18 protein-coding genes are annotated in these 20,983 nt (G+C 72.4%); 9 read left to right on the top strand and 9 right to left on the bottom strand.

What is annotated here, in order from left to right:
- The first annotated feature begins 73 nt into the window (after positions 1–73).
- Positions 74–1,576 (top strand): class I adenylate-forming enzyme family protein, encoded by a 1,503-nt coding sequence (locus tag KJK29_RS21350; protein ID WP_215120752.1) that lies wholly within the window; start codon positions 74–76, stop codon positions 1,574–1,576.
- A 105-nt stretch (positions 1,577–1,681) separates the two neighbouring features.
- Here the strand turns inward: KJK29_RS21350 and KJK29_RS21345 are convergent, their stop codons facing one another.
- Both KJK29_RS21345 and KJK29_RS21340 read right to left on the bottom strand, forming a co-directional pair.
- Positions 1,682–2,194, bottom strand: a complete 513-nt coding sequence (locus KJK29_RS21345; RefSeq protein WP_215120751.1) for an EF-hand domain-containing protein — start codon at positions 2,192–2,194, stop codon at positions 1,682–1,684.
- Between the two features lie 168 nt (positions 2,195–2,362).
- On the bottom strand, positions 2,363–2,743 hold the full coding sequence (locus KJK29_RS21340; RefSeq protein ID WP_215120750.1) for an STAS domain-containing protein: 381 nt from the start codon (positions 2,741–2,743) through the stop codon (positions 2,363–2,365).
- A gap of 328 nt (positions 2,744–3,071) precedes the next feature.
- Between KJK29_RS21340 and KJK29_RS21335 the strand changes: the two genes are divergently transcribed.
- Positions 3,072–3,653 carry a sigma-70 family RNA polymerase sigma factor gene (locus KJK29_RS21335; protein WP_215120749.1) on the top strand — a complete coding sequence of 194 codons (582 nt, stop codon included), beginning with the start codon at positions 3,072–3,074 and terminating at the stop codon, positions 3,651–3,653.
- An 11-nt stretch (positions 3,654–3,664) separates the two neighbouring features.
- Complete coding sequence (locus KJK29_RS21330; protein WP_251058120.1) at positions 3,665–4,927, top strand: zf-HC2 domain-containing protein; 1,263 nt, start codon at positions 3,665–3,667, stop codon at positions 4,925–4,927.
- A 78-nt stretch (positions 4,928–5,005) separates the two neighbouring features.
- On the opposite strand, the gene purU is transcribed toward KJK29_RS21330, so the two are convergent.
- Positions 5,006–5,887, bottom strand: a complete 882-nt coding sequence (gene purU / locus KJK29_RS21325) for a formyltetrahydrofolate deformylase (RefSeq protein WP_215120748.1) — start codon at positions 5,885–5,887, stop codon at positions 5,006–5,008.
- 58 nt (positions 5,888–5,945) lie between these two features.
- The gene (locus KJK29_RS21320) at positions 5,946–6,446 is read right to left on the bottom strand and encodes an SCO4402 family protein (protein WP_215120747.1); all 501 of its coding nucleotides are present in this window, start codon (positions 6,444–6,446) and stop codon (positions 5,946–5,948) included.
- A gap of 117 nt (positions 6,447–6,563) precedes the next feature.
- On the opposite strand from KJK29_RS21320, the gene KJK29_RS21315 reads away from it, so the two are divergent.
- Positions 6,564–7,874: an ABC transporter substrate-binding protein gene (locus tag KJK29_RS21315; protein ID WP_215120746.1), complete on the top strand. Its 1,311-nt coding sequence runs from the start codon at positions 6,564–6,566 to the stop codon at positions 7,872–7,874.
- 46 nt (positions 7,875–7,920) lie between these two features.
- On the opposite strand, the gene KJK29_RS21310 is transcribed toward KJK29_RS21315, so the two are convergent.
- Together KJK29_RS21310 and KJK29_RS21305 are read right to left on the bottom strand one after the other, a co-directional pair.
- On the bottom strand, positions 7,921–9,987 hold the full coding sequence (locus KJK29_RS21310) for a hypothetical protein (RefSeq protein WP_251057884.1): 2,067 nt from the start codon (positions 9,985–9,987) through the stop codon (positions 7,921–7,923).
- 201 nt (positions 9,988–10,188) lie between these two features.
- Positions 10,189–11,574 (bottom strand): tetratricopeptide repeat protein, encoded by a 1,386-nt coding sequence (locus tag KJK29_RS21305; protein WP_215120745.1) that lies wholly within the window; start codon positions 11,572–11,574, stop codon positions 10,189–10,191.
- Between the two features lie 306 nt (positions 11,575–11,880).
- Here KJK29_RS21305 and KJK29_RS21300 point away from each other — a divergent pair, with 306 nt between their 5' ends.
- From KJK29_RS21300 to KJK29_RS21290, 3 genes are all read left to right on the top strand, one after another.
- Positions 11,881–12,543 (top strand): bifunctional DNA primase/polymerase, encoded by a 663-nt coding sequence (locus tag KJK29_RS21300; RefSeq protein ID WP_215124383.1) that lies wholly within the window; start codon positions 11,881–11,883, stop codon positions 12,541–12,543.
- Positions 12,544–12,644: 101 nt separating this feature from the next.
- Positions 12,645–13,439 (top strand): ABC transporter ATP-binding protein, encoded by a 795-nt coding sequence (locus KJK29_RS21295; protein ID WP_215120744.1) that lies wholly within the window; start codon positions 12,645–12,647, stop codon positions 13,437–13,439.
- Positions 13,436–15,028 carry a transporter gene (locus KJK29_RS21290; RefSeq protein ID WP_215120743.1) on the top strand — a complete coding sequence of 531 codons (1,593 nt, stop codon included), beginning with the start codon at positions 13,436–13,438 and terminating at the stop codon, positions 15,026–15,028. The genes KJK29_RS21295 and KJK29_RS21290 overlap by 4 nt, the downstream gene beginning before the upstream one ends.
- Before the next feature lie 25 nt (positions 15,029–15,053).
- Here the strand turns inward: KJK29_RS21290 and KJK29_RS21285 are convergent, their stop codons facing one another.
- Positions 15,054–16,061 (bottom strand): alpha/beta fold hydrolase, encoded by a 1,008-nt coding sequence (locus KJK29_RS21285; protein ID WP_215120742.1) that lies wholly within the window; start codon positions 16,059–16,061, stop codon positions 15,054–15,056.
- Between the two features lie 682 nt (positions 16,062–16,743).
- Positions 16,744–17,436 (bottom strand): metal-dependent transcriptional regulator, encoded by a 693-nt coding sequence (locus tag KJK29_RS21280; protein ID WP_215120741.1) that lies wholly within the window; start codon positions 17,434–17,436, stop codon positions 16,744–16,746.
- Between the two features lie 302 nt (positions 17,437–17,738).
- Between KJK29_RS21280 and KJK29_RS21275 the strand changes: the two genes are divergently transcribed.
- On the top strand, positions 17,739–18,494 hold the full coding sequence (locus KJK29_RS21275; RefSeq protein ID WP_215120740.1) for an SIS domain-containing protein: 756 nt from the start codon (positions 17,739–17,741) through the stop codon (positions 18,492–18,494).
- Between the two features lie 60 nt (positions 18,495–18,554).
- Here the strand turns inward: KJK29_RS21275 and KJK29_RS21270 are convergent, their stop codons facing one another.
- Positions 18,555–20,021, bottom strand: a complete 1,467-nt coding sequence (locus KJK29_RS21270; RefSeq protein WP_215120739.1) for a PAS domain-containing protein — start codon at positions 20,019–20,021, stop codon at positions 18,555–18,557.
- Positions 20,022–20,428: 407 nt separating this feature from the next.
- Between KJK29_RS21270 and KJK29_RS21265 the strand changes: the two genes are divergently transcribed.
- Positions 20,429–20,899 (top strand): diadenosine tetraphosphate hydrolase, encoded by a 471-nt coding sequence (locus KJK29_RS21265; protein WP_370869151.1) that lies wholly within the window; start codon positions 20,429–20,431, stop codon positions 20,897–20,899.
- The last annotated feature ends 84 nt before the right edge of the window (positions 20,900–20,983 follow it).

Below are 20,983 nucleotides of genomic sequence, written 5' to 3'. Positions count from 1 at the left end.
TGATGCTTATCTGATGCAGCGTCAGTTAGCATCCCACCTGACGACCCGTCAGCCAAGCAGGCAGGGGGCAGCCGTGAACGAGACCCCGCACGACCTGAGTTCGTCCCGCACCCTGTGGGAGCTGGTCACCCGCCGCGCCGCCCTCACCCCGGACCGGCCCCTCTTCCTGGCGGACGACCGCGCGCTGACCTTCGGAGGACTTCACACGCGGGCCGAACGGGTGGCGGCCGGGCTGTACGGCATGGGCGTCCGCCCCGGCACGGTGGTCGCCTGGCAGCTGCCCACCCGGATGGAGACGGCCCTGCTGTCCTTCGCGCTGGCCCGTCTCGGGGCCGTGCAGACGCCGGTGATCCCCTTCTACCGGGACCGCGAGGTGGGCTTCGCGCTGCGCGAGTCGAGGGCGGAGTTCTTCGCGGTGCCGGGCGTGTGGCGCGGCTTCGACCACGGGGAGATGGCCCGGCGGCTGGGCGCGAAGGGCGTCTTCGAGGCGTACGCCGACCTGCCCGACGGCGACCCCGCGATCCTGCCTCCCCCGCCCTCCGACGGCACCGCGGTCCGCTGGATCTACTGGACGTCCGGCACGACCTCCGACCCCAAGGGCGTGCTGCACACGGACCGTTCCCTGATCGCGGGCGGCTCCTGCCTCGCACACGCGCTGCGGCCCTCCGGGGACGACGTGGGGTCGATCGCCTTCCCGTACGCCCATATCGGCGGGCCCGACTACACGGTGATGCTGCTGCTGTACGGCTTCCCGGCCGTCCTGTTCGAACAGTTCGCGCTGCCGGACGCGCTGGAGTCCTACCGCCGACACGGGGTGACCATGGCGGGCGGCTCCACGGCGTTCTACTCGATGTTCCTGACGGAGCAGCGAAAGCAGCCGGGAACCCCCGTGATCCCGACGCTACGACTCCTGGCGGGCGGCGGCGCCCCGAAGCCGCCGGAGCTCTACCACTCGGTGATCCGCGAGATGGGCGTACAGCTCACCCACGGCTACGGCATGACCGAGGTACCGATGATCACCATGGGGGCCCCGGACGACACCCCCGAGCTGCTGGCGACGACCGAGGGACGACCGCCGGAGGGCATGGAGATACGGATCGTGGACGGGGAGGTGCGGTTGCGCGGGGAGGCGGTGTGCCGGGGCTACCTGAACACGGGGCAGACGGCGGAGGCCTTCGACCCCGACGGCTTCCTGCGCACCGGCGACCTCGGCCACGTCACGGAGACCGGCCACCTGGTCCTCACCGGCCGCCTCAAGGACGTCATCATCCGCAAGGGCGAGAACATCTCGGCCCAGGAGATCGAGGACCTCCTGCACCGGCACCCTTCGGTCGGAGACGTGGCGGTGATCGGCCTACCGGACGCGGCACGCGGAGAGCTGGTGTGCGCGGTGGTGGAACAGCCGCCGGGGGCCGAGGTGCTGACCCTCGACGCGGTGACAGCGCATCTGCGCGCCGAGGGCCTGTCCGTGCACAAGCTGCCGGAGCGACTGGAGGTGGTGGACGCGCTTCCGCGGGGGGAGACGTTGCGGAAGGTGCTCAAGTACAAGCTGCGGGAGCGCTACTCAGGCGAGTGACACGACTCGGGCGAGCGGCGCGGGCATGCGGGCGGGCCCGGGCGGGCGGCGCCGCCCGGGGCCTGGGCACCGCCCGGGCCGACGCCGCCGCCCGAGCCAGTCGCTCTACTCCGGCACCGTGAAGTACCGCGCGAAGGCCGGTACGACCTCGGTCTCGGCGACCTTGCCGTCCTCGTCCGCGTCGAGCGCGCCGGCGGCTCTGTGGGCGACGTCCTCGGGGGCGCCGAGGCAGGTGAGGACGCGGGTCACTTCCTCGAGGGTGGCCGCGCCGTCGCCGTCCGTGTCGGCGATGTCCAGGGCCGCGTGCAGGAAGGGGCGCGCGATCTCGGCGAAGCGGTCGGGGTTGTCGCGCAGGCGCTTGACCGCGCCGCCCACGAACTCCTCGCGCGTGATGCGCTGGTCGCCGTCGCGGTCCGCGATGCCCGCCATGCCCTGCCAGAACGCCTCCGCGCCGCCGTACAGCGCCTGGCCCTTGTCGGACCGGGCCGCTACGGCGAACTCCCCGAGCAGCGCCTTGGCCGCCCCGTAGAAGTCCTCGCGGTCGATGTAGCCGTTGCCGTCCTGGTCGAAGATGGCGAACCGGGCGGCGATCCTGCGCTCGTACTCGCTGCTGACCATGTCTCTTTCAGGCCGCCTTACGTCAGGTGGGGTGCGTCTCGCTCGGAGCGTACGACGGCAGGGGCCGTTCGGGCGCGGGAAAACGTCACTTGCGCCAAGACCGGGGGAATTCCGGGACAACGGCGTGTCAGAACGGCAACACTCGCCCTACCGTGCGTGATCGGCCCCTCACGCGGACAGGGGTTCGCCCTCGTCACCCAGGGCCGCGTCCACATCGCCGTACACGTCGAACAGCCTGCGTACGCCCAGCGCGCCGAGGACCCGGTTGACATGGGACCCGTCGGCCGCGCCCCGGGCGGGCAGCACCAGCCGCAGCCGGCCCTGGCAGGAGCGGATCAGACGACGGGCGGCGATGAGCACGCCGACGCCGCTGGAATCGCAGAAGAACACCTCGGACAGGTCGAGGACAAGACAGTGGTGCCCCTCGGCCACTACGTCGTGCACACGCTGACGCAGCACCGGCGAGGTCACCAGATCCAGTTCGCCGGACACCTGGAGCACGGACCATTCGCCGTGCTCACCGCCGGTCACTTTGAAGGTCACCACCACGCCCTTCGATCGCCAAAACGGAAGCAGTCCCTACGCTTCCTTGCAGCGCGGCTGCCCAGCGGCCGTTCCCTGAAACACAACCCGAAAAACGGATCCCCGTCGAATCAGGCTTGATTTGGTCGACTTCGATCCTGTTCGATCCCCTTCAGTCACGCCTGATCGGACGCCGGAAGGGTAGACGCCTCTACCACCTACGGCCGCCCAGGGGGCGCACATTGCCACAAAGGGGCGTGCGCTACCGGACGTGCCGACTACATTCGAGGAGACATCAGGCACAGGCTGGACAGGGCACGGGCGCGGGACACGAGCAGGGGGGTGAGGGGGCCGCATGGCGAAAAAGGACGTACCGCCCCGCTGGGACCGCAAGATGCAGCAGCGGCTCGCCCGCGGTGAGGCCGCCGCCCTGGGCGAGCTCTACGACCGGTTCGCCTCCCTCGTGCACGGCCTCGCCCACCGCGTCCTCGGCGACGAACGCGCGGCCGACGGCATCACCCGCGAGGTCTTCGTCCACGTCTGGGAACACCCGGACACCTACGACCCCCGGCAGGGCCCGCTGCGCACCTGGGTCGCCACCCTGACCCACCGCCTGGCCGTACAGCGCCTGCGCGCCACCGAGACCGCCGCCCTCGCCCGCGACGGCTCCGGCACCGCGGAGGAGCTGGAGCACCGGGTGCGCCGCGCCTCGGTCGCCGCCCGCGCCGACTACATCGTCCAGTCCATGCCGGTCCCGCTGCGCTCGGCCCTGGAGCGGGCCTACTTCCAGCGCCGCGACTACCGCCAGACCGCCACCGACCTCGGCATCACCGAGGACGAGGCCCGCCGCCGACTGCGCCTCGGCCTTCAGCTCCTGTCAACCGCCCACGAGACCGAGCCACCCGGCGCACCGCCCGGGCACGGGGGTGCGGTGTGAGCGGGTCGGAGATCCCCTCGGGCCCGGGCGAGCCGGACGGGCCCGAGCCGGAGCCGGGGAAGCCGCCGCGGATCCCGCCGCCCCGGGCCTCCGTCGAGGACAGCGGGCTGCCGCTGCCCGCCCTGGCGGACCTCGGCGACCCGACGCCCCCTCCCGTACGGCCCGTGCTGGAGCACCCCGTGCTGAAGGCCCTGCTCGGCGCCTGGGCGCTGGCCGCCTGCTCGGCCGAGGAGGCCGTGGCCGTCGAGGAGCACCTCGGCGAGTGCGGGAGCTGCGCCGACGAGGCACGGCGGCTGCGCGAGGCGGTCGGGCTGCTGCAACGGCCCGAGAGCCTCGACCTGGACCCCTCGCTGCGCACCCGGGTCCTGGAGACCTGCCTGGAGCGCCGCCCGCCGCGCATCCCGGTGCCGGACTGGGCCGCCGCGTACGACGCCGAGACCGCGCGCCTGGACGCCCTGCTCCAGGACTTCGGCGAGGCCGAGTGGCACGCACCGGTACGGCTGCGCTGGTTCCGGGCCGACGAGTCCACGAGCCGCCGTACGACCGTCGCCGGGGTCATCGCGCATCTGCTCAGCGTCGACGGGCTCGTCGCGCTCGCGCTGGGCCTGGACGACCCGCTGGGCGACGTCACGTCCCGGCACCCGACCCCGGCGGCTCGCACCGAGGCGTACTGGGAGGCCTCCCACTTCCCGCCCACCCGGTCCGTGCGGGCGCCCTGGCGGGAACAGAGCCACAACCTCGTGCGCACGGTGTCCTTCACGGGCGGCACCGCCGGGAAGATGCCCGTACCGTACGGCGACTTCGCGCTGCCCCTGCACGACGCGATGCTCGACCGGGCCTTCGAGTGCTGGGTGCACGCCGAGGACATCGCGGACGCGGTCGACTACCCCTACGATCCGCCCTCGCCGCGCCATCTGCACCGCATGATCGACCTGGCGGCCCGCATGCTGCCGACGGCCCTGGCCCACCGCCGCCAGGCCGGCCTCGCGGCCCCCGCCCACCACCGCCACCTCGTGGCCGCCGGCGAACCGGGCCGCAGCCTCCGCCTGGAGATCGAGGGCCTCGGCGGCGGCGAGTGGCTGATCCCCCTCGACTCCCCCGCCGCCAAGGGCTCCGCGGAACACGAGGTGGCCCACGTAGCCCTGGACGGCGTCGAATTCTGCCGCCTGGCAGCAGGCCACGTACCCCCACAGGAAGCGGCAGCAGGCCAACTGGGAGACAGAGAGGCCATCAGAGACGTCCTCTTCGCAGCCGCCTCACTGAGCCGGATGTAACTAACCCAGGGGCGCGGGGAACTGCGCGAACAACCACGATTCGCCCGCACCCGCCACCAAACGGGACAACCCGAACTCTCAGGCGAAAATCACAGTCCGCCGCCCATTGGGCAGAATCCGCCGCTCGGCATGCCACTTCACAGCCCGAGCCAACGCCTGACACTCCACATCACGCCCGATGGCGACAAGCCCCTCAGGCGTCACGTCATGCCCCACCCGCTCGACTTCCTGCTCGATGATCGGCCCCTCATCAAGATCAGCCGTCACATAGTGAGCCGTCGCCCCGATCAACTTCACACCCCGGGCATGAGCCTGGTGATACGGCTTCGCACCCTTGAAGCTAGGCAGGAACGAGTGGTGGATATTGATGATCCGCCCGGACAGCGCCTTGCACAGATCGTCCGACAGCACCTGCATGTACCGGGCGAGAACGACCAGCTCCACACCCTCCTCACGCACGATGTCGAGCAGCCGCCCCTCCGCCTCGGACTTCGTGTCCTTCGTCACCGGAATGTGGTGGAAGGGGATGTCGTACGAGCCCACCAGCTCGGCGAAGTCCGTGTGGTTGGACACCACACCGGCGATCTCCACCGGCAGCGCCCCGGTCCGCGCCCGGAACAGCAGGTCGTTCAGGCAGTGCCCGAACTTGCTGACCATCAGCAGGATGCGCATCTTCTGGTCGCCCCGGTTGATCTGCCACTCCATCTGGAAGGAGTCGCCGATCGCCGCGAAGCTGGCCCGCAGCTTCTCCACGGACACCGGCGCATCCGCCGAGAAGTGGACGCGCATGAAGAACAGTCCCGTGTCGTGGTCGCCGAACTGCTGGCTGTCCTCGATGTTGCAGCCGGTCATGAAGAGGTAGCTCGACACGGCGTGCACGATGCCCTTCCTGTCCGGGCAGGAGAGCGTGAGGACGTACTGGTCCGGCGGGGTCGCGGCGGTGGTGGACTGCTCGTTCATGCAGGACAGGGTCCCACAGGCGGCCGCACCGCCCGCAATCGTCCCGCTGTACGGACCCCTAGGCGGACCGGGTCATGATCCGCAGGACCTCCAGGCTGCGCGGCGGTGTGTCCGGCTCCTCGCCGTCGCTCGTGGCGAGCCGGACATGCGCGTCCCGGGCCGCCTGGATCGCCTCGGGCCACGCCTGGTTCTCCAGGTACGCGGTGACCGGGGCGTCCGGCCCGACCTGGTGCATGATCCGCAGCACCCGCAGCACGGCGGTGTCCACGAGGGCCGCCTCCTGCGAGTCGCGGAAGATCGTGCCGACGTACTTCTCGGCGGACCAGTGATCCAGCCAGGTGTCCTCGACCAGCCGGTACACCGCGTCGGTCACGTCGCCGTAGCCGTCCACACCGGCCAGCCAGACCTCCCGCTGGAACCCGGGATCGGAGAGCATGTGCAGCGCCGAGCGCACGTTGCTGCGCCAGCGCCACCACGGCATGTCGTTGGCAGGCATGCCGCCCATGGTGGATGAGCGACGGCCACGACGGGAAGAGTTCTCCGAAGCTTGCACGGTCATCGATCGTACGTTCCCCTCCACATCGGTCACCCCTGCCCCCGCAATTCACCTGCGCGTCACCCATTGTTGAGCCGAGATCACTCTCGGGTTGGTCATGTGGCGGAATCGTGCGGAACCATGACCGGCAGGCGACGCACCCGCAGCACATTCCTCCCCGGCCACCTCACCCGTCACGCCAGAAAAGGCGTGCTTCGCGCGGGCACGGCGGCCGCGTGCGCGTCGATCCTCGCCGGCTGCGGGGTCGTCCCTGGCACCACGGGGGATGCCGGGGACGATCCGATCACCGTCATGACGTGGGCACCGCAGGACACCAAGGCCACCAACAAGCCCGGAATGCCCGCCTTCGCCCACGCGTACGCCCGCTGGATCAACGCCAAGGGCGGGATCAACGGCCGCAAGCTCAACGTGCTGACCTGCAACGACCACAACGACAGCGTGGCCGCCGCCAAGTGCGCCCGACGGGCCGCCAAGGAGAACGTCGTCGCGGTCGTAGGATCGTACAGCCAGTACGCCGACTCCTTCTTCCCGTCCCTGGAGGGCGCGGGCATCCCGTACATAGGCGGCTACGGCATCACCAACGCCGAGTTCACCAGCCCCCTGTCCTACCCCGTCAACGGCGGCCAGCCCGCGCTGCTCGCCGGTCTCGGCAGGTCCCTGGCCGGCTGCGGGCCGGTCGCCCTGGTGCGGCCCGACACCATCGCGGGCGACCAGCTGCCCCCGCTGCTCGACTCCGGCCTGAAGGCGGGCGGGCACTCGGCGGCCCGGGACCAGCGCGCGCCGGAGGACGCCACCGAGTACGACGGCCACGCCGAGCGGGCGCTGGAGACGACGACGTCCAGCCCCGGGGACGAGGGGTGTGTGGTGCCCGCGCTCGGGGACCGCAACGGCACCTTCATGGACTCCTTCCGGCGGACCCGCGAGGACTATCCCGACGTACGGACGGCCACCGTGCTCGGCAGCGTCGACCAGACGGTGATCGACGCGACCGGCGGGGCGTCGGGGCCGTACGAGGGCTCGTACATCACCGGCTGGTACCCCGTCGCGAGCGATGCCCGCTGGGACGGGATGAAGCGGGTGATCAAGGAGGAGGCCTTCGGCGACAACCGCATCGACGCCGCGGACGCCGGGGTGCAGACCACCTGGATCGCCTACACCGTGTTCAAGAAGGTCGTCGAGTCGCTCGGCGGCGGCGAGGTGAGCGCCGACACGGTGACCGAGGCCCTCGACGACGGCCTCGGCGTCAACACGGGCGGGCTCACGCCGACGCTGCGGTGGCGGTTCCAGGACAAGCTCGCGGCCGTCGGCTTCCCGCGGCTGGTGAACGCGAACGTGACCCTTCAGGTGGTGCGGGAGGGGCGGCTGGTGTCGGCGCGGAAGGGCTTCGTCGACACGACCAGGACGCTGCAGGACGCCGACGTGAACTACTGAGCCCCGCTCAGCGGTTCACGCCCGGACCGGATCACGTCACCTCACGTCACAGCTGCGTCGGCTGACGCTCGGTCAGGCCGTACGTCTTCGCTATGGCGTTCCACAGCCCGGCCGCCTTGGTCTTCTCCGTGCTCGCGACGCCGCTGGCCTTGTTGCCCGCCTGGGTCTGGCCGGTGGCACGGGCCTGGCCCTTCCGGCAGCCCTTCTTGCCCGCGGTCTGGTCGGCCCAGGCCGCGTAGTGGTTGTCGGCCGACGCCGAGGCCTGCCACGCCTTGGTGAGGGCGGTGGTCAGCGCGGCGTGCTCGGGCAGCTGGTCGACCGTGATGCCGGAGAGCCGGGTGACCAGCTCGGTGCGCTGCTTGGCCGCGTCGCGCAGGTTCTTGGCCGCCTGGGGCAGGTTGTCGCAGCCCTTGACGTCGGCGACGGAGGTGATCACGGTGGTGCGGCTGTCGCCGCTGTCGGCGAGCAGCTTGTCCAGCTCGACCGCCTGGGCCCGGGCCGGGTCGGCGGAGGGCGAGGCGGACTCCTCCTCCGCGGGCGCGGAAGCGGCCACGGTCTTGTTGTTGTCGCCGCCGTCGTCACCGCCTCCGCCACTGGCGAGCAGCGCGCCGGCGCCGACGCCGAGGACGGCTATGCCGATGCCGACGGCCGCGATGACCGGCACCCGCGAGCCGGAACCCCCACCGCGCCCGCCCCGGCCGCCGCCGGACTGGCCGGGCGGGGCGTAGGACTGGGGCTGGGCGTGGTGGGGCTGGGGCTGTTCGAAGCGGGGCATCTGCTGCGTCGACGCGGCCGGGCTCTCGGCACCGTTGCCGCCGCGGTCGCTGCGGAAGAGGTTGTCGAACTCGGACGGCGGCTGCTTGTCCCCGCCGGGCACCGGCGCGATGTACTGCGTCGCCTCGGCGTCCGGATTCGAGGCGGGCGGCAACGGCCCGGCTCCGGCGCGGGGCCCGGTCCCCAGGAACGTGGTCGCCTCGGGGTCGTGACCGGTGGGCGTCTCGGGCGGCAGCGCGCCCGGGCCCACCGGGGGTATGTACTGCGTCGCCCCCTCGTCGGCCGCGGCGGCGACGGGCGGCAGGAACTGGGTCGCGCCCTCGTCGGCGGGCGCGGGCAGGGGTGCGCCTCCGGCGCCCGTGGACGAGGAGGGAGCCCCGTACCCGTCCGTCGCGGGCGGCAGCGGAGCGCCCCCGGCGGGAGCGCCGTACGCGTCGGAGCCCGGCAGCGAGGCGCCCCCGGCCGGGGAGCCATAGCCACCGGCGGCCTGCGGAGACTGACCGCCCGCGGCAGCGGAGCCGTACGCATCGGAGGCAGGCGGCAGGCCGCCCCCGGACGGGGAGCCGTGCCCGCCGGCCGCCTGCGGAAGCGAACCGCCCGCAGCCGCGGACCCGTACGCATCAGAGGCAGGCGGCAGGCCGCCCCCGGACGGGGAGCCGTGCCCGCCGGCGGCCTGCGGAAGCGAACCGCCCGCAGCCGCGGACCCGTACGCATCGGAGGACTGTGGCAGAGCGCCCCCGGCAGGAGAGCCGTAGCCGTCCGTCGCCTGCGGCAGCGGGGCGCCCCCGGCCGGAGGGCCGTACCCGCCCGCGGCGGCCGAGCCGTACGCGTCGGAGGAGGGCGGCAGGCCGCCCCCGGCAGGAGAGCCGTAGCCGTCCGTCGGCTGGGGCTGCGGGGTGCCGTACGGGCCCGGGGTCGGGGGGAGTTGGGAAGGGTCGGGCTGGGTGCCGTAGCCGGCGTACGGGTTGGGGGGCTGGGTGCCCTCCTGGGGGAGCGCGCCGGGCGCGGAGTGCTGGGCGTCCCACGCCGGAGGCTCCGGGGTGGTCCACTGCTGGGACTGCTGGGACTGCTGAGGCTGTGGGGACTGCCAGCTGTTGTCCTGCGGCGGGGGCGGGGCCTGCTGTTCGGGGCCCCACGGCTGGCCCCAGGTCTGGCCCCCGGCGGGAGCGGAGGCCGAGGTCTGGCCGGTCGGGGCCGGGCCGGGCCGGTGGCCTGCCGGGGTGTCAGCGGGTCCGCCCGTCATCCCCGGCAGCAGGGGTTCGCCACCGTCGGAGGGCAGCACGATGCCTTCGCGCGCTTGGCGCGCCGAGGGCTCCTCGCCCTGTCCACTCTGCGTCACCGGGACTCCTACTTATGGGGGACCTTGTGAATCGTCGGGTCACGCTACCGGGTCCCCAGAGCCCCGTGCCACGCAGCACAGGGCCTGACCGCAAGCCCTGTGAGCGCGGTAACACAACCGGGTCACGGCACGCTGTTCATGTCACCTCCTGCGCGCGAGCGGGCCGTTTCCCACACGTTCACGCATCCGCAGACCCTGTGTTCACGCCGCGGCCTGGAGATCCAACCGCGCCCCGAACTCCCTGACCACGGCCTCGTCCCGGTACGGCTCCAGCCGCTGCTGGAAGTCCTCCAGATACTCGGCGCCCCGGTTGGACCGCAGCCCCTCCAGGAGTTCCACGGCCTTCATGCCCGTGTTGCACGCCTCTTCGACCTCGCGCTGCTGCACCTGCGCCGTGGCCAACAGCACATAACCGATGGCCCGGCGGCGGGCCCGCGTCTCGGGATGCCCGTCCAGCGACTCCCGCGCACACCGCGCCGCCGCGTCGGCCTGCCCCAGGTCCCGGTGACAGTGGGCCAACTCGTCGGCGAGATACGCCTCGTCGAAGTGCGCGATCCACACCGGGTCGTCCCCGGCGGCCGGGTCGGCCGCCTCCAGGGCGCTCACCGCGCGCCCGGCCGCCGACTGGGCGGCGCGCACGTCGCCCATCAAGGCGTGCCCGCGCGCCTCCGCCGCGTAGAACATCGACTCCGCGCGCGGTGACACGCGCCCCCGCGCCCCCTCCTGCGCCGCCCTCGCCAACTGCGCGATCTCCCGCGGGTTCCCGAGCTGCGCGGCGAGATGACTCATGGAGGCCGCGAGGACGTATCCGCCGTAGCCGCGGTCCCCGGCCGCCTGGGCGAGCCGCAGCGCCTGGATGTAGTAGCGCTGCGCCAGACCGGGCTGCCCGGTGTCCACGGCCATGTACCCGGCGAGCTCCGTCAGCCGGGCCACCGCGGCGAACAGGTCCCGCCCCACCGCCTCCCGGTACGACCCCGCCAGCAGCCCCGACACCACGCTGTTGAGGTAGTGCACGACGACCGGGCGCACATGCCCGCTGCCGTACTGGTGGTCGAGATCCACCAGCGCCTGCGTCATGGCGAGGACCGCCTGTACGTCGGACTGCCCCACGCGCGGTCCCGCCGAGCGCGACACCTGCCCGTCGGGCGCCGAGATCAGCCAGTCACGGCTGGGCTCGACCAGCGCGGACGCGGCGACGGAGGAGCCCGACAGGAAGTCCCGCCGGCCCACATCGCTGCGCCACAGCTCGCAGACCTGCTCGATGGCCCCCAGTACCGTCGGCGAGAACTGCAGGCCCACGCCCGAGGCGAGGTTCTTGCCGTTGGCCATGCCGATCTCGTCGATCGTGACCGTACGGCCGAGTTTGCGGCCCAGCGCCTCGGCGATGATCGCCGGTGCCCGGCCCCGTGGCTGCTGCCCGCGCAGCCAGCGCGCCACCGACGTCTTGTCGTAGCGCAGGTCGAGGCCGTGCTCGGCACCGCACATGTTGACCCGGCGGGCGAGGCCGGCGTTGGAGCATCCGGCTTCCTGGATGAGCGCCTGGAGCCGTTCGTTCGGCTGCCGAGCGACGAGCGGCCTTGCGGCCATGGCGTACCCCCTGTGGCTGCGGTGCCTGCCCACGCACCGAGTTGACGTGTCTTCCGCGGCCGGACCCCTCACGTCCCAGCGAAAAGATCCGGCCGTGAAGATCAATGCCCCGCCGACCAGGCGAAAATGCGAGGCATGTGAGGATTGCCGGGGTAACGGCTGTTGCCGGCCCCACTCGTGGTTACCCACCTCCGGCCACGGATCCTCCTGCGCGCCCCCGCACATGCACCCATGCGCCCCGACGGCAGGGGCGGTGCTCCTCCCCGCGCACGGCGGCGGGCGTAACCCCTGGTGACGACCAGAGTTGTGTTCATCGTGGAAGAGACGATCGCGGGCACCGAAGCCGCTCAGATCCCGAAGCAGCGCGGGGAATCGCTGCTGGAGACCGCCGTCCGCTACGCGGAGGAGCGCCACTGGGACGTGTTCCCCGGCACCTGGCTGGAAGCGGTCGACGGGAGTCAGCGGTGCTCCTGCGGTGACGCCGCGTGTCCGGCACCCGGCTCGCACCCGGCGCGCCCGGACTGGGCGACGCAGGCGACGGGCAGTGCGACCGTCGCGCGACGGATGTGGCAGAAGCAGCCCACCGCGTCGATCCTGCTGCCGACGGGGCGGACCTTCGACGCGATCTCCGTGCCGGAGACGGCCGGGTTCCTGGCGCTCGCGCGGATGGAGCGGATGGAGCTGACGCTGGGGCCGGTGACGCTCACGCCGGATCGGCGGATGGAGTTCTTCGTGCTGCCGGGGGCCGGTGTGAAGGTTCCGGATCTGGTGCGCAAGCTGGGGTGGGCGGTGTCGTCGCTGGATCTGACCGTGCTGGGCGAGGGGGCGTATGTGGCGGCGCCGCCCACGCGGTTCGGGTCGCGGGGGGCTGTGCAGTGGGCCTGCCGGCCTACGCCTGCGAATCGGTGGTTGCCGGATGCGGAGGAGTTGATCTCGCCGTTGGCTTATGCGTGCGGCAGGGATCGGTAGGCGCCTGTTCGTCTGCCCGCTTGCGTGGTGTGGCGACCGCGGGTCGTCGGTGGTTGATCGCGCAGTTCCCCGCGCCCCTGAAAAGCGCCACCGTAGGGTGCATGGTGACGGAGGGAGACGCGGTGGGATCCAGCGCTGTGCGGGTGCAGGGGCTCTGGAAGCGGTTCGGGCAGCAGGTGGCTGTTGCCGGGGTCGATCTTGAGTTGCCGGCGGGGAAGTTCATCGGGCTGGTCGGGCCGAACGGGGCCGGGAAGACCACCACCTTGTCGATGGTGACCGGGCTGCTCAGGCCCGATCACGGGACCGTCGAGGTGGTCGGGCACGACGTGTGGCGCGACCCCGTCGAGGTGAAGGCCCGGATCGGGGTGCTGCCCGAGGGGCTGCGGCTGTTCGAGCGGCTGTCGGGGCGAGAACTGCTGGCGTACAGCGGGCGGTTGCGGGGACTGCCCGGTGCCGAGGTCGACAAGCGGGCCACCCAGCTCCTCGACGTCCTCGATCTGGCCGGCAGCCAGCACAAGCTCGTCGTCGACTACTCGACCGGCATGCGCAAGAAGATCGGGCTCGCCACCGCTCTCCTCCACAATCCCGAAGTGCTGTTCCTGGACGAGCCGTTCGAGGGCGTCGACCCCGTCTCCGCCCAGACCATCCGGGGCGTGCTGGAGCGGTACACCGCCTCGGGCGCCACGGTCGTGTTCTCTTCCCACGTCATGGAGCTCGTCGAGTCGCTGTGCGACTGGGTGGCCGTCATGGCCGCCGGGCGGATCCGGGCCACCGGGACCCTCGCCGAGGTGCGCGGTGACGCGCCCTCGCTGCAGCAGGCGTTCCTCGAACTCGTCGGGGCGCAGAGCCGTGGCGCCGGGTCCGACCTCGACTGGCTGGGCGGCGGGGCCCGGTGAGTGCCCCCGCCCTCACCCCCGTCGTCGTACGGCTGAAGCTGTCGCTGCTGCGCAACGGACTGAAGCAGTCCGGCGGGCGCAAGGCCGCCTACATCGCCTCGGCCGTCTTCGCCCTGCTCTTCGCCGCGCTGCAACTGCTCGGTCTGGTCGCGCTGCGCGGGCACGCGCACGTCGAGTCCCTGGTCGTGCTGGCCGTCGCGGTCCTGGGGCTGGGCTGGGCGGTGATGCCGCTGTTCTTCCCCAGTGGTGACGAGACGCTGGACCCGACCCGGCTGGTGATGCTGCCGCTGCGGCCCCGGCCGCTGGTACGGGCCCTGCTCACGGCGTCGCTGGTCGGCATCGGGCCGCTGTTCACGCTGTGCCTGCTGGTCGGTTCCGTGATCGCGGTCGCGCGGGGCGGGGCGGCGTTCGCGGTGGGTGTCGTCGCGGTCGCCCTGGCGCTGCTGGTGTGCGTGGCGTTCGCGCGGGCCGTCGCCGCCGCCAACGTACGGCTGCTGAGCAGCCGCAAGGGCCGCGACCTCGCCGTGCTGAGCGGGCTCGTCATCGCCGTCGGGGCGCAGGTCGTCAACTTCGGGGCGCAGCGGCTCGGTTCGGCCGGCCTCGGCGAGCTGGACCCGGCCGCGGACGTGCTCCAGTGGGTGCCGCCCGCCTCGGCGATCGCCGCCGTGCACGCGGTGGGCGAGGGGTCGTACGGCCTGGCCGCCGTCCAACTGGCGCTGACCGCCGGTGCGCTGGTGGCGGCGCTCGCGGTGTGGTCCCGGCATCTGACCCGGTTGATGACCTCGCCCGACGGATCCACGCTGCCCACCGCCGGGTCGGCCGCCCGCGAGGGGTCGTCGAGCGGGCTCGGGCGGCTGCTGCCCTCCGGGCGTACGGGCACGGCCATGGAGCGCAGCCTGCGCTATGTGTGGCGCGACCCCAAGACCAAGACCGCCTGGGTGACCTCGCTCGCCCTCGGGCTCATCGTGCCCGTGTTCAACGCCTGGCAGGGCACCGGCTCCGTGTACATCGCGTGCTTCGCCGCCGGGATGCTCGGCATCCAGATGTACAACCAGTTCGGCCAGGACACCTCCGCGTTCTGGATGGTCGCCATGACCATCTCCTCACGCCGGGACGCCTACGTCGAACTGCGCGCCCGCGCGCTGGCCCTGCTGCTGATCACCCTGCCGTACGCCACCCTCGTCACCGTGGTGACGACCGCGATGCTCGGCGACTGGCCGCGGCTGCCCGAGGCCCTGGGGCTGACCTTCGCGCTGCTCGGCGCGATGCTCGCGACCGGCGCGTGGACATCCGCCCGCTTCCCCTACTCCATCCCTCAGGAGGGCTACAAGAGCGTCGCCCCGGGGCAGACCGGGCTCGCCTGGATCTCCATCTTCGGCGGGATGATCGCCGCGGCTGTGCTGTGCGGGCCCGTCATCGCGCTCACGATCTGGCTGAACGTGAGCGCGGGCGGCGAGGCCTGGACGTGGCTGCTGCTGCCGACGGGCACGGCGTACGGGGCCGCGCTCACGGTGCTGGGGCTGCGGCTGGCGGCTCCGCAGACGGCCCGGCGGCTTCCGGAGATCCTCGGGGCGGTCAGCAAGGGGTGACCTCGCTGTCCTCCCCCGCGCGCCGTCAGTTCGTGCTGAGAGCGTCCAGGAACGGCTCGATCGCCGCGCGCCAGGCCTCCGGCTGGTCGTAGTGGACCAGGTGGCCGGCGTCGGCGACCTCCGCGTACTGGCCGCGGGGCAGGACGCGGACCATCTCCTGGGCCTCGGCGCGGCCCAGCTCGCCGTCGAGACCGCGCACGACCAGGGCCGGGCAGCGGACCTGGGTCAGCTCCTCCCAGTGCGCGTCGTACACCCAGGTCTCGCGGGAGCGGAGCATCTGCTCCGGTTCGAAGACGGGGCGCCAGCCGTCCGGGGACTCGGCCATCACCTCGGCGTAGAACGCGCCGCGGGCCGGGTTGGGCCGCTCCACCCAGGGGTCGTCCTCGCCGAACCACTTGCGGACGTCGGCGAGCGTGGCGAAGGGCAGCGGCCAGGACCGGAACCACTGGTCCCACTCGCGCTGCGAGGCCGCGCCGAGGGCGGAGGCCCGCATGTCGCAGATGATCAGCCCGCGGACCAGGTCCGGGCGCTTGGCGGCGAGCTGCCAGGCGGTCAGCGCGCCCATGGCGTGGCCGATGAGGACGACCGGGTCGAGGCCGAGCTGCTCCAGAGCGGCTTCGACGTCGTCGACGTAGGCGTCACGGGAGAAGGCTCCCTGCGGGGGCTTCTCGCTACGGCCGTGGCCGCGCTGGTCGAGAGCGACGGCGCGGTACCGGCCGGAGAGCCAGCGGGCGGTGGACGCCCAGTGCGAGGCGCGGCCCATCAGGCCGTGCAGTAACAGCACGCCCGGGGTGCCGTCCGGGGCGGTCGACGCGCCGGGCGTGCGCTGCGGGTCGTGCGGCTGCCGTACGTCGTGGTGGTGCTGCGGGTCGTGCGGGGCGTTCGTGTGCTGCGGGTCGTGCCGGTCGTTCGTGTGCCGCGGGTCGTGCCGGTCGTGCGGGTCGTGCGCCGGATCGGTCTTGGGCGGGTCTCCGAACTCCCAGGCCGCGAGGCGTACGCCGCCCGTCCCGGTCACGTCGATGCGTCGCGCCATGTCCTGGCACCCCCCCAAGCTTCGCGCGGACCGCGGCCGTCTCCGGCTGTTCGGTCCTGTGAACCGTGTTCTGCCTGTTGCGCCTTCTTGCCGTGCCGTGCGTCACCCGCACACTATCGAATGCCCATTCGAGAATGCTGTTCTCGCGGCCAACACCCCTCGTTCGAGTGACCATCCCCGGGGATTGGCGGCCGCTGCTGCGGGGAGATCTTCAGCGGGAGGCGGACCGCTCGGGGAAACCGGTCCGTGGGGGATGACCTTGAGAGCTCGGGGCTCCAGGTCAGCACAGGGGAGGACAGGCCCCGGCGCCACCAGGCGCCGGGGCCCTCCACATCTCCACGGCACATCCTCCCGCCCCCTCCCCGGCCGGGCGACATCGCTGTCGAGCCACGACCAAGAGCCCTCAGGTCATATGCCTCACGCGACAGCGTCGCACGGGAAGCGGACGAGCGCTGCCATTCGACGGACTGAATCCCGGATACGACGGGATCACGCCAACGCGGCGTGCGCGGGTCGCCCGGCCGGTCCTTCCGGGGCGCCCCGGCCGGTCACGCCGGCTGGTCCTCCCGGTCGGCCGCCCCAGCTGGTCGCCCCGGCTGAACGCCCCGACCGGTCACCCCGGTCGGTCACCCCGGTCGGTCACCCCGGTCGGCCGCGCCCCTGCTGGTAGCCCCGTACGGGCTCAGGGCTTGGCGACGAACACGTGGGAGGCGACCTCCGACTCCAGCTCGGCCGCCTCGCCGCCGCTGCCCACCAGCACGCCGCCCGCCGACTCGGTCACGCTGACCACCGAGCCGGGCTGCACGCCCGCGCGCCGCAGCGTGTACATCAGCTGCGCGTCCGTCTGGATCGGCTCGCCGATCCGGCGCACCACGACCGTCTTGCCCTCGGCCCCCGGGTCGAGGGTCGCCAGGGACACCATGCCCTCGTCCAGGAACGGGTCGGCGCCGTCCTTCTCGCCGAGCTCCTCCAGACCCGGGATCGGGTTGCCGTACGGCGACTCCGTCGGGTGCCGCAGCAGCTCCAGCACGCGGCGCTCCACGGCCTCGCTCATCACGTGCTCCCAGCGGCACGCCTCGGCGTGCACCTGCTCCCACTCCAGCCCGATCACGTCGACGAGCAGACACTCGGCGAGCCGGTGCTTGCGCATCACGCGCGTGGCGAGACGGCGGCCCTCGTCGGTCAGCTCCAGGTGCCGGTCGCTGGCGACGGACACCAGGCCGTCGCGCTCCATCCGCGCCACGGTCTGGCTGACGGTCGGCCCGCTCTGGTCCAGCCGCTCGGCGATACGGGCGCGCATGGGGACCACACCCTCTTCCTCCAGCTCGAGGATGGTGCGGAGATACATCTCCGTGGTGTCGATCAGTCCGGACATACGTGCCCCTCGATGAGATGTGCCGGAGGCTGGACGGCTCACCGGCGCGTGCGCTGGCCCTGCAACCAATTCTGCCGGATACCACCGACAACCGTGCCGCGGGAGGGAAAGCAGGGGATTACGCGGCACGAGGGAAGGGTACGAACATGCCCTTCCCGGACCCAAGAGCCCCGCGCAGCACCCGCCGAGCGCCCTCGCCCCGGCCGTCACGACCGTATTGACACCGCACTGGTCCAGACCGCACCGTGATGCGCGACACGCGCCCACCGAGGCCATCGTGGGCCATCCTGAAGGGATCCCGTATGAGCGACCGCGCGCCGGCCGGCCAGTTCCTCGACGCCGCGATCGACCTGCTGCGGCGGGTCCGCGACGAGGAGGCCGACAGCATCAAGGCCGCGGGCACGCTCCTCGCCGACACCGTCGAGGACGGAGGCCGCCTCTTCGCCTTCGGCGCCGGGCACTCCTCCCTCGCCGCGCAGGACCTCGTCTACCGCGCGGGCGGTCTCGCCCTCATGAACCTGCTCGCCGTACCGGGCGTCGTCGGCGTCGACGTCATGCCCGCGCCGCTCGGCTCCGCCCTGGAACGCGTCGACGGCCTCGCGAGCGCCGTCCTGGACAGCTCCCCGCTCCGCGCCGGCGACGCCCTGCTGATCATCTCCCTGTCGGGGCGCAACGCCCTCCCCGTGGAAATGGCCATGAAAGCCCGCGCCCTGGGCGTACGCGTCATCGGCGTGACCTCGGTCGCCTACGCCGCGGAGACCACGTCCCGGCACTCCTCGGGGACGTACCTCAAGGACCACTGCGACCTCGTCCTCGACTCGAAGATCGCGGTCGGCGACGCCGAACTCACCCTCGACAACGTCCCGGCCCCCTTCGCCCCCGCCTCCACGGTCGTCACCTCGGCCCTCCTCCAGGCCGTCATGGCCACCACGGCCGCCACCCTCGCCGACCGGGGCCTGGAGCCCCCGCTGCTGCGCTCCGGGAACGTCGACGGCGGACACGACTGGAACAGCCGCGTGATGGAGCGGTACCGGGACCGGATCTTCTACCGGCACTGACCGGTTCTTCTACCGCCACTGACCGGTTCTCCTAGCGATACCGAGCCCACGGGGCCGGTTTCACACCGGCTCGTCCGACAACCCCGCGAGATCCAGAGACGCCGCGATCCGTATCGCCACATCCTCCGCGTACATCGCGTCGGACCGCTCGAACGCGCTGCGCCCGGCCCCCCGCAGGAACGTCACCACACCCAGCGTCCGCCCCCGGCTGCGCAGCACCGCGCACAGGGCGTGCACCGCGTCCGGCGGCCACTGCCGGGCCTCGGCCCACAGCCGGGCCTCCTCGGGCGACGCGGACCCCGCACTCGCCCGCAGCGCCCCGACCCGCTCCACGCACTGCAGCGCCGGATGCCCCTCCGCGTACCGCGCGGGCAGCCCCGCGTGGCCCGAGAGCTTGCTCGGCCCCGGCGCGCCGGACGGAGTGGCGGCGACCCGCACCAGCCGTACCGGCGCGTCGGTCTGCGCCTCGACGAGCGCACCGCCCGCCACCCGGTCGATCAGCGCGTGGTCGGCGAACCCGGCCAGGGCGAAGTCCAGATGAACCGTCGCCGCCTCCGCCGGGTCCTCGCACTCGGCGGCGGCCCGCGAGGCCCGGTGCAGCTGCTGCGTACGGAACCGCAGCAGCGACGCCTCCTGCTCGCTCTGCTTGGCCTCCGTCACGTCCTGGAACAGCCACCCCACACCCAGCGGAACGGGCTCCTCCGCGAGCGGCGAGGCCAGCCGTACGAAGCCGCTGCGCCAGCACCGCCGCCGCTCGCCCTCCGGCGCGCGCACACCCACCCACACCTCGGCGGGCGCCGGCGGCGCGCCCTCGGCCAGCACATGCTGCAGCGCGCTCTCCAGCTCCTCCACGCCCTGCGACAGCAGATCCCCGAGCGGCCGGCCGAGCACGGACGTACGGCCCGTACCCAGCGCCTTGGCCGCGTGCGCGTTCACCACGGCCGGCCGCAGGTCGACATCCACGAGCACGACGCCCCAGCTGGCGTCCTCGAACAGTGCCTCGCTGAGCGCGATCGACCGCTCCAGATCGATCTGCGCGTGCACCTCGCTGAAGGCGCAGTACACCCCCGCCGGCTTCCCGTCGGTCCCGCGCACCGCCGCCGACTGGGTCCGTACGAGCACCCGGCCGCCGTCCTTCGTCAGCAACGCGAACTCGTTCACCTGCCGGCCCGGGGCGTGCATCGCCGACAGCAGCCGGCTCTCGACCTCCTCGGCGTCCGCGCTGCGCACGGCCCATCCGGCCAGGCCCCGCCGCCCCACGGCCTCGTCCGCGCTCCATCCGAGAATCCGCTCGGCCTCGCGGTTCCAGTGCGTCACGACACCGTCGGCGTCGAAGGCACACAGCGCCGCGTCCATCCCGTCCAGCAACGCGGCAAGCAGATCGGACCCACCCGAGCCGTCCCGCTCGGGCTCTGGCTCGTCGGGCCCCAGTTCGTCGGTGGTCCCACTACGCCGGGAAGCACTCACCTGGACCCCCTGCAGGCTGCGTCCGCACGTACCGCACGTCGGTTCGCTACTTGCAATCATTCAACTGGAACGTGACCCAGCGCACACCGTGTTCCCACAACATTGAAAGAATCGTTGTACGAGGGCATTCCCCACGTCATCCGCCGACGAACCCCGTCTCCTCGGGCGCGGCCCGGAGTCAAGGTCTCAGAAAAACGGTTGATGCGAGGCCGATCGGTTTCTTAGGGTTCCAGGTACACGAGAAGGGAGGTGGTTCGGCAGATGTATGAGAACCGGACGCGTGAGGTGGCTGCGGGCTAGCGGCCCGTCACCACACACAGTGCGGTGCCGGACCAGCGCGTGAGCGAAGCGCGCAGCCGGCCCAATCTCCAGCAGTCACCCGACCCGCGAGCCGCCGGTACGTCCGGCCGGCCCTCCACAGGAGGACCAGGCTCGCGGGTCGTCTGCGTTTTCGGGGGTGGTTCGTGATGGGCGGATGGCGTGAGGACCGGGTCGGCAGTGCGCTGCGGGGTGAGAATCCAGCCGTGCTGCGGAGGCTGGACGCCGGGTTCGCGGCGATCGGGGACGTGCAGTTTCTGCCCGGGTACTCGGTGCTGCTGACGGATGATCCGGCGGTGCGGCGGTTGTCGGAGCTGCCCCGGGGCAGGCGGCTGGCGTTTCTGGGGAACATGGACCGGCTGGGGGAGGCCGTCGAGCGGGCCTGTCGGCGGGTGGAGTCGGGGTTTCGGCGGGTCAATCTGGAGATTCTCGGGAATGCCGAGGGGTTTCTGCACGCGCATGTGTGGCCGCGGTACGACTGGGAGCCCGAGGATCTCGTACGGCTGCCCGTGTGGCTCTATCCGCGGGAGCGGTGGAGCGAGGAGCGGTATGCGCTCGGGGCGCGGCATGCCCCGCTGCGGGAGGCGATCGGGGAGGAGCTGGACCGGCTCGGGGAGTAGGGGCGCCGGCGGGACGGCGAACGGCCATCACGCGGGGCGCTGCGCTCCGGGTGATGGCCGTCGGGGTGGTGGGCTCGGGTGGGG

This window comes from Streptomyces koelreuteriae, from assembly GCF_018604545.1.
GTDB lineage: Bacteria > Actinomycetota > Actinomycetes > Streptomycetales > Streptomycetaceae > Streptomyces > Streptomyces koelreuteriae.
This window is presented reverse-complemented; position numbering and strand designations above follow the sequence as displayed.